The organism is Clostridium saudiense, assembly GCF_000577815.1.
In the GTDB taxonomy this organism is placed as follows: Bacteria; Bacillota; Clostridia; order Clostridiales; family Clostridiaceae; genus Clostridium; species Clostridium saudiense.
On sequence record NZ_CBYM010000037.1, the window covers coordinates 1 to 13,403 of the forward strand.

Below are 13,403 nucleotides of genomic sequence, written 5' to 3' on the forward strand. Positions count from 1 at the left end.
GTTAATTTTAATTTGGGGGTAATATATGAAAAAAATAGCTATAGTTACTAGAAAAATGATAACAGGTGGAATAGAAAAAGCATTAATTTCAATGTTGGAAATAATGCTAAAAGATAAATTTGATATCACTCTTTTTGTTATGGCAAGAGGAGGAGAGTTTGAAGAATATATACCTAAGCAGGTGAAGATAAAATGTTTATATGGTGAAGAAAAGAGTATTAAAGAAAAAATTATTGGGAAATTAAAAAGGGCAGATATAATTGGAGCTATTAAAATACCACTATATACAGCATTAGCTATTAAAGCCAAAAAAGGATATGAGCAAGAGCGATATTTATCTAAGATTTTACCGAAGCAAACAGAAAAATTTGATTTAGCTATAGCATATCATACACCAGCATCTTTTCCGGTTATATATGTTTCAGAACATTTAAATGCTAAAAAAAAGGTTGCATGGATTCATTCAGATGTAGAAGTATATAAAAATGAATTAGAAAATTATATAGATTATTATGAGAAGTTTGAAAAAATTTATTGTGTTTCTAAGTATGGAAAAGATAAGTTTGATAATCAGTATCATAAAATGAAAAATAAAACAGATGTTATTTATAATATTATAAATAATGAGCAAATATATAATTTAGCAGATGAATATAAAGCATTTGAAGATAATTTTGATGGTATAAGAATTTTAACTGTTGGAAGATTAACTAAACAAAAGGGAACTGATATAATACCTAAAATTATATATACTATCTTAGAAAATAGATTTAATATTCGATGGTATGTTGTTGGAGATGGTGAAGAAAGAGAAAATATAATAAATGAAATAAAAGTATTAGGATTAGAAGAGAGATTAATATTAGTAGGAACAAAAAATAATCCATATCCTTATTTTAAAGAATGTGATATATATGTGCAACCATCACGACATGAAGGTTATTGCTTAACATTAGCAGAGGCAAAAAGATTTAATAAGCCAATAGTTACTACAGATTTTGTTGGAGCGGTCGAACAAATAAAAAATAATGAAACTGGATTAATAGTAAGGTTTGATGAAAGAGAAATAGAAGAGAGTATAATTAAAATAATAGAAGATGATGAGCTTAGAGATAAGTTCATTTTAAATCTAAATAAATATAGAGATATTAATAATTTAGAAATGGAAAAACTATATACGCTTATGGAATAAGAGGAGAAATTTTTATGAGGACAAAAAAATCTGCTATTAATATGGCAACAGCATTGATTAGTCAATTTATAATAATATTATTAGGATTTGTATCAAGAAGGGTAATGATTGATAGCATTGGTGTTGAGTATTTGGGTATAAATGGATTAATGAATAATATATTAACTATTTTATCATTAGCAGAATCAGGAGTTGGGAGTGCGATGGTTTATGCATTATATAAACCGTTAGCAGATAATGATATTACTAGAATTAGAGCTTTAATGAATTTTTATAAAAATACATATAGATTATTAGCTATGTTTACAGCAATACTTGGATTAAGCATTTTACCATTTTTAGATTTCTTTATGAAAGATAATACGGTAGAAAATGCATCAATAATTTATCTAATGTTTTTATTTAGTTCTGTAGCTTCGTATTTATATTCTTATAAGGTATCAATGAACAATGCAGATCAAAATAAGTATTTATCAACAATATTTAATACTGTTACACAAATATTAGTATTAATTATTAAAGTATTTATATTATATTTAACTGAGAATTACATTTTATTTTTAAGTATAGATATAGGCTCTACATTAATTAAGAATATTATTTTCTCAAGAATGATGGATAAAAGATATCCATATTTAAAAGAAAAATCAAAGGAAAAATTAGATGATAAAACTAGAGAGTCATTATATACAAATATAAAATCGCTTTTTTTTGGAAAGATAGGATATATACTTTCAGTATCATCAGATAATTTGGTTATATCATCAATGATAAGTGTAAAAACAGTTGGTCTATATTCTAATTATACTACTTTAACATCTTCAGTATCAGGATTTGTGGGTGTATTTATATCAAGTATTTCAGCAAGTATAGGTAATTTAATGGCTAAAGAATCTAAAGAAAAGGTATATGAGGTTTATAAGATTAGCTCATTTATAAATTTTTGGTTATATGGATTTAGCTCAATATGTTTATTTTGTTTGTCAGAACCATTTATAGCTCTATGGTTAGGGGAAGAATATATAATGGGAAAAGGAGTATTAATATTAATCGTATTAAATTTTCTTATAGGAGGACTTATGGCACCGATAGATTCTATAAAGAGTGCGGCTGGATTATATAAGCCAGATAGATATATATCAATAATAGCAGCAATAGTTAATCTTATTTTATCAATTATTTTAGTTAAGTATTTAGGGCTATCAGGAATATTTATAGGTACAATAGTTAGTACTTTATTGTTGAGTTTTTGGATTAAACCAATGTTAGTATATAAGTATATATTTAAAAAGAATCTTTTAGAATATTTTATAGATATCTTTTTGAAATTATTTGCAGTTATGATATGTGGTTTAGTATGTTGGGTAATAGGGGAAGTAGTATTTGAGTCATATACAGTTTTAAATTTGATAGGTAGATTACTAGTGTGTCTTATAATACCTAATATAGTAATGATCTTATCAACATTTAAGACAGATGAATTTAGATATATTTATAATACTAGCTTACCTATAATAACTAGAATTAAATATTTTATTGTTAATAAGTTAAAAATTCAAAGTAATTAATGGATCATTTAGTGTTAAGTTAAAATTGCTATTACTATTAGAATAGATTATATGTATGGAGGCATATTGCCTCCTTTTTATATTTTAAATAATATTAATTTTTATATTTGAGTTTGATTTATAATTATCACTTATTAATTTAATATCTGAAAGTAAAGAAGAATTTTCAAAATTAATAGTGTAATTTTCTATATAAGATATATTTGTTGGATATCCATCAAATATTGTTATTGTTGATGGAAGTATGATAGTGCAATTATTAAAGTAACAATAACCATTTGGCTTTGCATAAGCATAAATAAAAACTGTAGATTTACTATTGGAATTTGTTATTGTACAAGAGTCAAATTTTATTTGGCTATAAGTCCCTTTAGTATATGCAGCTGGAGAATAATAAATAAAATTAGATTCAGTATAATTTATATTGCAATTTTCAAATAAAATTAAGTCATCAGAATTAGATAAAACACTTGGTATAATGAATACATCATTAAATGAGCAGTTTGAAAAAGTAGCACTATAAAAACCATTATTATTTGATAATTGGCACTTACCATTAAACTTACAATTGTTGAATGAATAATTATTTAAATGACCACCATTAAATTGAAGCGAATACCTATCTGAAAAAGTAGAAATAGGGGTAAATATACAATTAGTCATAGCAATAGAACTTAAATACCCTAAGTTTTTACTTGAAACACTAACTATACAATCAGTATATATACTTTCACTACTCAAGATTGATAAGGTTGAATGTGAAACTAAGCCACTAATATAGGTAGAGGAAGTATTATACTTTGATAAATTATTTACTGTAGTAGCACTATTAAAGTTATTATTGAAAACTCTATAAACTCCATGACGAACAATATTATCTTTTCCACCACCTTGTAAAGTTAAATCAATATTCTTACAATTTTTAATTATAAGGCTTCTAGTACGTTCCCAGATATAAGCTTTACCATTTTGTTGTCCATCAATTATAAAGTTATGACCAGCACAAGTCAAAAAATAATTATTAGGATTTGCATTAAATTTTAATGATTTAAAAGTAACATCTTGCATTGAATCCCACCCATCTTCAGCATCAAGAGCACATTTAGCTCCAGATTGACCGCAATTAGTAAATTCACAATTTTCTACTAGCATATCTTTCATTGCAGCAGGTGCCATACCAACACATCTACAATTTTCATATTTTACATTTTTGAATGAGCAATGAGTTGGAATTCTAAAATATTGAATAGACAAATTAGTAGGATAGGATTCATTCAAAATTGTAATTCTCATATATTTTGCATTTAAAGGTACTGAAATTCTTCTATATTGATAAGAGTCTATTGATTTAAGGGATTTTTTATTTTCATCATAGAAATGACAAATTAAATTCCAAGTTCCACAAGGGTTTCCTTGATAACCTAAATAAACACTTATAGATATATAACCAACATCGTAATATCCAGAAATATCTATATAATCACTTGTAGTTCTTGTTGTAGACTCTAAGTCTAATCCAGTATTTCTATCAATGTCACCAATTTTGAAGTTATTACCTATTCCCTTAGGATAAATATAAGTGTAACTTAGAGAACCATCCCTAGAATTTGATAATCCATTAGTAGACCCATATCCAGTAATATTTTTTATACTTAAATTTTCAAAAGAACTGTACTTAGATTCACCACCTATACTAACTCCATTGACCCATTCAGAATTATTTGTAGAATTAGCATAATCATGACTGAAATAATCGCCTTCAATAATGCCATTAATTACGTGAGAATTAATAGTGTTATTGATTTCAATCATTAATGAGCTAGCGCCAGTAAATTGATTTTGTTTTAAGGTAGCTCCATTCATATTCAAAGTAAAATTAGTTGGAATATAAATTTGTTTTTGATGATCAATCCTATAAGTTCCCAGTAATAATGTTAATTTATTATATCCTGCAGCTTTTTTATCATCTAAAAGTTGTTGAAGGCCTTTTCTAGTATTAGTTGATTCTTCTAATACCTTATCTTTATCATAGTCACTAGCATAAACTACTTGATTTTCACCCCACCAGTTATTAGGATTACCATCTCCATCAGTATCAGCAATTACACAAACATAGGTTTTAGATTGTGGAATGATATTTGTAGCAGCTTCAACTAAAGCAGCTTTAACTGTAGTACTATTTTTAGTTGTTAATGAAGATAAGTCAATAATTTTCTTAGCTTCATAATTATCAGTATTCTTAATATTATAAGTTACTAAATCTTCATCAGTCATAACGTATTCCTTAACTTCAACATCACCTTGAACTAAGAAGAAATTAAATAGTTCATGAGAATTCCTACCATATTTATCAGTACAAAGAATAGAAAATTTTTGTTCACCTTCGGTAGAAAAGCTTCCTAAGCTTACTTGATGATCACCAGCTTTTAAATTAGGATAAACTTTATCTTTTTGGCCTTCAATCCTAACTGTAACTGTAAAAATTTCATTATTCCAAACTTCTTCTGTCCAGGTATCATCATCCCAGTTATCTTCCTTTAAATTATATTTTTCCATATATTCTTTATAATAATAATCGGTAATATAGTAATCAATAAATACTTCTTCGCCAGGTTTAACTATAGGTTTAATATAGTAAGTTGAAATATAAGGGACCTCATTCAAGTTTAAATCTGAAGGAATTTGAATTTCGATTTTTTCATATTCAAAAACTATAGTTACATTAAGATTATCTTTACTTAAATCAACAGTTTGAGATGAAGAACCAGTAATAGAATATCCATCTATACTAAGGGCATCAAATGAGTAAGATCCAAGTTCTATATTGTTAAGAACTGTTTCAGATGATAATTCTACTAAAGTATCTTTTTCAAGATATTTAATAGTAATGCTTCCAAGAACTTTAGAGTAAGAAAATACTATAGTTGCATTAAGATTAGTATCATTAATAGTAATAGTTTGAGTTTGACTACCAATTAATTTATAGTTACTAAATGATTTAGCAGAATAAGTGTAACTACCAAATTCTAAGTTAGTATATTTTTCATCATCAATTAGTTTAGTATTAGAGTCATTATCAACATATTGTAAAGTTATACTTCCATAAAGTTTATTATATTTAAAGGTTATTTCAACATTAGGGGTTTCTGCTGTAATTGTAATAGTTTGAGTAGGAGGGTCTAAAATAGAATAGCCAGAAATAGATTTAGAACTATAGGTGTAATTTCCAAGTTTTAAATTGCTTATTGTTTCTGGTTCAAGTAAAGCAGTAGAAGAAGAATTATCAATATAGTTAATTACAATACTACCTAGTATTTCTTTGTATTTAAAGCTGATTGTTATATCTGTATAGTTCTCTGTAAATGTTATTGTTTTTGTTTCTGTGTCATCAAGTTTATATCCAGATACTTCAATATAGCTATAAGTGTAGGTTCCTAGGCTAAGATTATTAATAACTTGCGAATTGGATATATCATTTTTAGTATTTTCATCAACATAACGAATAGTTATGCTACATAATATTTTAGTATAATAGAAAGTTATAGTTGCATTTGGACTACTTTCAGTTAAGGTAATGGATTGAGGTGAATTAGTAGTTAATTTATAACCAGAAATATCTTGGGACTCATAAGAGTAAGTTCCTAAAGACAGATTATCTATAGTTTGAGAAGCATAAACATCACTATTTGTTTCTGAATCTAAATATTTTATTGTCACTGAGCCATTTTTTATAGTAGGGGTATTGTTTATAAATTTTAAAGAATTTTTTCTAACATAAGCAGTGGTAGCATTGTAGCTAAAACAAGCCCAGTTACCTGAAAAACTACTTACTTCGATTTGTGTTCCGCGTGTTAGCATTCCTAAAATTTGAGAAAAAAAGTTAGGCTTACTCATTATTAAAGTAAAGGAACTAGAAACTTTATATATTGAATTCATTTTTATACTCCTTTCTTATTTATTTAAAAAAATACATAAATCTATTTTTAAAAATATAAAGATTAAATGATTTTTTATTATTAAAAATTTGTTTTTAGTTTAATGTATGACAATTATAGTTTTAAATTTACAAATAAATTGATATTTAATAATTTTCTTTATTTTTGTTATGTAAAATTGCAATTTATCAAAAATGTAATTATTTTTTATATTAATTTAAAAAGTATTTATAGGGTTTACATGAATATAATTGTGTATAAATTTTCCAAAAAAACTATTTTAAAATATTACAGAAATATGAGATAATTATTTGGAATAATAAGGGGAGATGAGAGGGATATGGAATTAACTAAGCAACAGATAAAAATTACAAAAGGAATAGCGATATTATTTATGCTACTTCTTCATTTATTTTGTACAAAAAATTATCAAGATTTATATACACCTATATTATTTATAAAGGGTATACCATTAGTTTATTATTTAGCTTTATTTGGGGATTGTTGTGTTGCAATTTATTGTTTTTGTAGTGGATATGGTTTATTAATAAGTTATAAAAAAGATAGAGAATGCTATTTTAAAAATAATTTAATTAGAATAGGGAAATTATATATTAATTATTGGATAATATTAATTATTTTTGTAGTTATTTTAGGGCCACTATTAGGAAAAGCTAATAGTTATCCAGGTAGCTTAAAAGATTTTATATTAACATTTACAGGAATAGATCCAGCTTATAATGGGGCTTGGTGGTTTTTTACAACATATATATTTTTAGTGCTATCGTCTTCCATAATAAATAAGGCTATAATTAAGCATAACAGTTTATTAGTTATAGTAATATCTTTTGGATTTTATATTATATCTTATATTCAGAGAATTAAGGGAATATTAGTTTTTGAAAATTGGATGTTTAGTTGGAGTGTAAGACAGGTAGCACTTTGGGGAACATCACAATTCCCATTTATAATAGGCGCAGTTTTTTTTAAGGAAAATATATATAGTAAAATATATAATATATCTTATAAGTTGAAATGTAAAAATTTGTTAGGTGTGTTTACAATAATAGTAATGATTATAGCACATGGTATTATAGAAACTTTATTTGTAGCTGTATTTACAGGGGTGATTTTTATATGTGCATTCAATATTATAGATAAGCCTAAATGGGGAAATAATTTGTTAGACTATTTAGGAAATCATTCTACTAATATGTGGCTTATTCATATGTTTTTTTATATGATTTACTTTAAAGACTTAGTTTATGGGGCAAAGTATAGTGTATTAATATTTGTATGGTTATTAGTATTATGTATAGCAAGTTCATATGTTGTCAATTTTGTATATAAGTTAATTATAAAATTAATTAATAATTTAAATTTAAAAAATATAAACTATGTAAATTCAAATTAATAAATAAACCACAGACTTCTATACAAAGATGCCTGTGGTTTTTATTAATTATCTAAAATTTTTATATTGCTACTTTCCTTGCACGATTTATCATAAAGACTTAAATTATTAGATAACAATGTATTATTATCAAAGGTAATATTAATATTATTAATAGTATCTTTACCAATTCCACTAACAACATAATCAGAATTATCAAGCTTGATTTTATTGTTTTTAATAGTAAGCATATCTTGATTAACTAACTCACCAGCAGAGCCACCAGTTCTATCATCATAATAAAACACCATTCCATCATTACCATCAGAAGTAAAAGAAGAATTAATAATACTTATAGGTTTTTTCATACTATAATGGGGTAATTTTAATAAAAAATCCTCATTATTAATAGTACAATTATCAAACAATGTTTCAGCACCTTGACACCAGTATCCAAAGGTTATAGAAAAGTTGGTGAGTTTGCTATTTTTAAAAGAATAATTAGGTTCGTATCCACCTACATAAACATTCCAATTAGAAATAGTACTATCACTTATATCAAATGTACCATGAATATTACCACTGATATTTTCGAAAGTACAATTTTCGTAAGTACCACCAATATTTTCACCGGTTTTATCTTTGATAGTGCAATATTTAAAATTACCATTACCTAAGGCAGTATTCCAATTACTATTAGAATTATTATCAGTAGCAGAGCTGATAGTACATCTTAAAAATAATCCTTTATTAAGGACATTTTCAGCACGGCCATTAATATTACAATCCTTAATAGTAAGAGGCCAATCATCATTATCCTCAGCAGCACCAATACTTATATTACCATTAACGGTATTATCATAAAATCTAACATAGCCAGTGCGCTGCCTACTTGTATGTCCTAAATTAGCGTTCGAAATGTTATTCGAGTTTCTAACAACATAAGAATTTGTACGTTCCCAGAAATAAACTTTGCCAGCTTTCATATTTTCAATAACAAAATTATGTCCTGCACAAGTTAAGAAATCATTATTAGGATTGTCATGAAAATTGAGGTTTCTAAATGTAACATCTTGCATTTGATCCCATCCATCTTCAGCATCATATGCACATTTAGCTGAGGATTGTCCGCATCGAGTAAACTCGCAATTTTCAACAAGCATATCTTTCATAGCAGCTTGAGCTAATCCAACGCATCTATTATTTTCAAATTTAATATTTTTAAATGCACAGTGAGTAGGAACTCTAAAATACTGTACCGATAAATCAGTAGGGTAGCTTTCTTCTAAGATAGTAACTTTCATATACTTAGCACCATCAGGTACACCAATTCTTCTATAAAAATATCCATCAATAGATGATATATAATTTTGCTCACCATCATAAAAATGAGCAATCATATTCCAAGTATTGCATGAGTTACCTTGATAGCCTAAATACCTACTAATAGATAAGTAACCAATTCCATCATATCCAGCAATATCTATAAAATCAGAAGTGGTTCTATTAGTAGATTCAATAAATTCGCCAGTTTCACTATCAATATCACCAAGTTTAAAAGTATCACCAATTGCAGTTGGATTAGTATAAGTATATCCAAAGCTTTCATCTCTAGATTTAGCAATACCATTACCACCACCATATCCAGTAATATCTTTTACAGTTAAATTTTCAAAAGAGCTATATTTGGATTCACCACCTATGCTTATACCCATTACCCATTCAGAATTATTAGGGGAATTAGCATAATCATGACTATAATAATCTCCTTCAATAGTTCCGTTAATAACATGCGAGTCATAGGTATTATTAAGTGTTATCATTAAGGCACTATCACCAGTAAATTGATTTAATTTAATAGTTGCACCATTCATATCTAAGGTAAAGTTAGAAGGAATAAAAATAGTTTCTTCATGATCTATTCTATAAGTTCCAGGTAATAATTTGATAGAAGTATACCCTTGGAAACTTATATCATCAAGTAATTGTTGAAGTCCAGCTCTTGTGTTAGCAGCTTCTTGCATTACAGTGTCTTTATTATAATCATCAGCATACTTAACAATAGTTTCACCCCACAAATTACCAGGTTCACCGTTGCCAACAGTATCTGCAATTATGCAAGTATAAGTATTTGAATTAGGAATAATAGTTTCAGCAATTTTTTCAAGTTCCGCTTTGACAGTTTCAGAAGTAGGTTCTTCTAGATTTAAAGTAGCAATGTATTTATTTTCATAAGTATCAGTATTTTTTATATTATATTTAATTAAGTCATCTTTTGTCATAACATACTCTTTAGAGTTTTTTTCTTTTTGATCAGAATCTTCAACAAGAAAAAAATTAAAAAGTTCATGAGAGTTACGACCATATTGATCAGTTGCTATTATAGAAAATTTTTGCTCACCAGTAGTTTTGAATTTCCCTATATTAATAGAATTATCTCCAGATTTTACATTCTTTTTAACGATATCTGTTTGGCCATCAATTTTAACTGTAATAGTGAATGTTTCAGAAGTATCTTCTTCTGTATATTCCTTATGATAATAGTCAGTTACATAGTAATCTATTATTATATCTTCATTGGGAGAAACTTTTGGCTCAATATAGTATGTTGAGATATAGGGAACTTCATTTATATTTATATCGTTAGTAGAAAGCACTTCTGAAGAGGAAAGTTTAGTTGTTATTGTTGGAACGAGAGTTTCAAATAGTAATATACATGATATTAATAGAATTACTATTAGTGAAATTATAGATAAGATAAGGAATTTATATTTTTTAGGTAAGTTATTTTTCATATTAGCCTCCTTTTTATGCTTAATAAATCAATATTATTCTAGATATAAAGCTATCATAACATGATATATATGAAAAAAATGTAAAAATAAAGAGGGTTACAGTGATAAATTTCTTAATGCTCATAATAAATTTATAAATATGAATTAGTAATTATGAGTAATAATAAGGTGTTATATAAGCCTAAGGATATATATGTTACAATTTTAGGGATTAAGATATGTAAGGAGAAAACATGAAAAATAAAAAAATAATAATTTTTTTGATTTTATTAGTAGTTTTTTTATATACATATTTAAGCAAAAAGGTTGATATAACCAGATATACAGTAAAAAGTGATAAGATATCTAAGCTGTTTGATGATTACACAATTGTTCAATTATCTGATTTTCATAGTAAAGGATATAAGGATACCACAGGAATAATAATAAATGAAATTGAAAAAATTAATCCAGATATAATTGTTATGACAGGGGATATGATAAGCTGGGATGTTGAAAATATAGAAGAATTAGAAAAGTTAATTAATAATCTAGCACCTAAATATCCTACATACTATATTAATGGAAATCATGAAGAATTATCAGAGATATTAAAACCTAAAGAGTACGAAAACTTTATAAATGATATTAAAAGTTTAGGAGTAGGTGTTTTAAAAAATAATTATATAGAATTAATTAAAGATGATGAGTCAATTAATTTATATGAAATAGATATTCCATTAGATGGCCCAACTGGATTATATGTTTCATCAGGGCAATTAGATGATAAATATATTAATGATAAATTAGATGAAGTGGATAAAAATAAGTTTAATATATTGTTAGCACATAATCCATTATTTATTGATGATTATAGTCGGTGGGGAGCTGACTTAGTATTATCAGGTCATATGCATGGGGGAATTATTAGAATACCTATTATAGGAGTAGGAATAGCATCTCCAGAGAAAGATTATTTTCCTAAGTATGATGCAGGTGAGTTTAAGGTAGGTAATACAACTATGATAGTTAATAGGGGGATAGGTGCATCATCAAGTGGATTGCGAGTTTTTAATAAACCTGAAATATCAGTTATAACTTTAAAAAGTAAGTAAAGTGAGTATTATGGTTTTAGTATTTAACTTAACTTTAGGCATAGGTGTATATTGTTGATTGTTAATAGGGTAATAGCAATATTTAAGATAATGGATATAGTTAAATAAAATATTTTTTAAGAGCTAAGTATTATACTATAAATAAGCTTCTACAATCCATATTTAATGTAATAAATTACAAAAAAATAACGTATTTAAGTAAAAAAATGTATTAAATATACAAAAATAAATTAAAATGGTATAATAAGCTTGAGATAGAGGAAGATGAAGTAATTGTGGATCAGAAATTTAAAATTATGGGAAAGAGATTTTTATGTTAATGGGGGAGAAAAATGTGTAAGATTAATGATCAAGTGATTAGTATATTAAATGATATAATTTACACTCATAATCTTGATCCAAGTAAATATAAAGAGGTAGAGTGGAGAGAGTTATTTGAAAGTGCTGAAAAGAAAGGTTTATTACCTATAATATTTAGGGAAGTAAGTAATAGTAAAATTTTAAGTACTATTGATAAAACTATTATAAATGAATTTAAAAATAAAAGTGTAATTATAGAAAAGGAAAATAAAAAGAACTTAAAAAAGTATATGCTTGTAGTAAATGAACTTAAAAAAACAAATATTAAATTTATGCTTACAGGAAGTTTAATTAGTAGAGAATTATATTTAAGGCATGAAACTAGAAGTATAGAGAATGTAGATATATTGATTAGCGAAAATGACCTAAATAATGTGGACAATCTTTTTAAATCATTAGGATATGTAAGGTTTCCGCAAGAAGTAAATAAGAATGATGTAATATTTGTAAATAAAAATATTACAGTTAGGGTTAGATGGACATTAATTAATGATTCGTTTATTGAGATGAAAAAATTATCATTTAAAGAAGGGTTATTAAAAGAGTCTATAGAAATGGAATTCGAAAATATTAATATTTTAGTAACTTCTTTAGAAGATACATTAATTAATTTATGTTTAGATATATCAGATCAGGTTTATCATGATGAATTGGATTTAAGGGAGATACTAGATTTAGTATTATTAGTTGAAAAATGTGAATCTAAAATTGATTGGAAAAGCTTTTTAAATAAATCAAAAAAGTGTGGAATTTATAGATTTGTTATAGCTATATTTACAGTAGGAAATAGAGTATTTAATATGACTATACCAAATTTAGTAAACAAGCAAGAAAAAATAGAAGATAGATATATAGAGTTATTAATAAATGAATTAAAAAATGAATTTGTTGATAATGATTTTGCTAATGATAGAGTACAAATTAACATATTAAATAAGACTGTTAATGTAATAAGAGAAGTTTTTAAAAATTTGATTTCTAATAAAGGTGATAGTAAAAGCGAAAATTATAGGGATGAATTATTAAGGGAGTTAGGATTGTAAATTATTATATGGGGTGGGGGACT

At 25.9% G+C, this 13,403-nt stretch carries 7 protein-coding genes; 5 read left to right on the forward strand and 2 right to left on the reverse strand.

Annotated elements, in window-relative coordinates:
- Positions 1–25: 25 nt before the first annotated feature.
- Both TY07_RS14035 and TY07_RS14040 read left to right on the forward strand, forming a co-directional pair.
- Positions 26–1,192 (forward strand): glycosyltransferase, encoded by a 1,167-nt coding sequence (locus TY07_RS14035; RefSeq protein ID WP_042401346.1) that lies wholly within the window; start codon positions 26–28, stop codon positions 1,190–1,192.
- 14 nt (positions 1,193–1,206) lie between these two features.
- The gene (locus tag TY07_RS14040; protein ID WP_042401348.1) at positions 1,207–2,760 is read left to right on the forward strand and encodes a lipopolysaccharide biosynthesis protein; all 1,554 of its coding nucleotides are present in this window, start codon (positions 1,207–1,209) and stop codon (positions 2,758–2,760) included.
- Positions 2,761–2,844: 84 nt separating this feature from the next.
- On the opposite strand, the gene TY07_RS17450 is transcribed toward TY07_RS14040, so the two are convergent.
- Complete coding sequence (locus TY07_RS17450; RefSeq protein WP_052330744.1) at positions 2,845–6,696, reverse strand: MucBP domain-containing protein; 3,852 nt, start codon at positions 6,694–6,696, stop codon at positions 2,845–2,847.
- 339 nt (positions 6,697–7,035) lie between these two features.
- Here TY07_RS17450 and TY07_RS14050 point away from each other — a divergent pair, with 339 nt between their 5' ends.
- On the forward strand, positions 7,036–8,109 hold the full coding sequence (locus TY07_RS14050) for an acyltransferase family protein (protein ID WP_042401350.1): 1,074 nt from the start codon (positions 7,036–7,038) through the stop codon (positions 8,107–8,109).
- 44 nt (positions 8,110–8,153) lie between these two features.
- Here the strand turns inward: TY07_RS14050 and TY07_RS14055 are convergent, their stop codons facing one another.
- Positions 8,154–10,883, reverse strand: coding sequence for a hypothetical protein (locus TY07_RS14055; protein WP_074431764.1), 2,730 nt, complete (start codon positions 10,881–10,883; stop codon positions 8,154–8,156).
- A 233-nt stretch (positions 10,884–11,116) separates the two neighbouring features.
- Between TY07_RS14055 and TY07_RS14060 the strand changes: the two genes are divergently transcribed.
- Positions 11,117–11,977, forward strand: a complete 861-nt coding sequence (locus TY07_RS14060) for a metallophosphoesterase (protein ID WP_042401352.1) — start codon at positions 11,117–11,119, stop codon at positions 11,975–11,977.
- Between the two features lie 332 nt (positions 11,978–12,309).
- Positions 12,310–13,380, forward strand: a complete 1,071-nt coding sequence (locus TY07_RS14065; RefSeq protein WP_042401355.1) for a nucleotidyltransferase family protein — start codon at positions 12,310–12,312, stop codon at positions 13,378–13,380.
- The last annotated feature ends 23 nt before the right edge of the window (positions 13,381–13,403 follow it).

Bases quoted from the DNA above. Each gene is read 5' to 3' on its own strand.
- TY07_RS14035 (WP_042401346.1), top strand. From the start codon at position 26: ATGAAAAAAATAGCTATAGTTACTAGAAAAATGATAACAGGTGGAATA.
- TY07_RS14040 (WP_042401348.1), top strand. From the start codon at position 1,207: ATGAGGACAAAAAAATCTGCTATTAATATGGCAACAGCATTGATTAGT.
- TY07_RS17450 (WP_052330744.1), bottom strand. From the start codon at position 6,696: ATGAATTCAATATATAAAGTTTCTAGTTCCTTTACTTTAATAATGAGT.
- TY07_RS14050 (WP_042401350.1), top strand. From the start codon at position 7,036: ATGGAATTAACTAAGCAACAGATAAAAATTACAAAAGGAATAGCGATA.
- TY07_RS14055 (WP_074431764.1), bottom strand. From the start codon at position 10,883: ATGAAAAATAACTTACCTAAAAAATATAAATTCCTTATCTTATCTATA.
- TY07_RS14060 (WP_042401352.1), top strand. From the start codon at position 11,117: ATGAAAAATAAAAAAATAATAATTTTTTTGATTTTATTAGTAGTTTTT.
- TY07_RS14065 (WP_042401355.1), top strand. From the start codon at position 12,310: ATGTGTAAGATTAATGATCAAGTGATTAGTATATTAAATGATATAATT.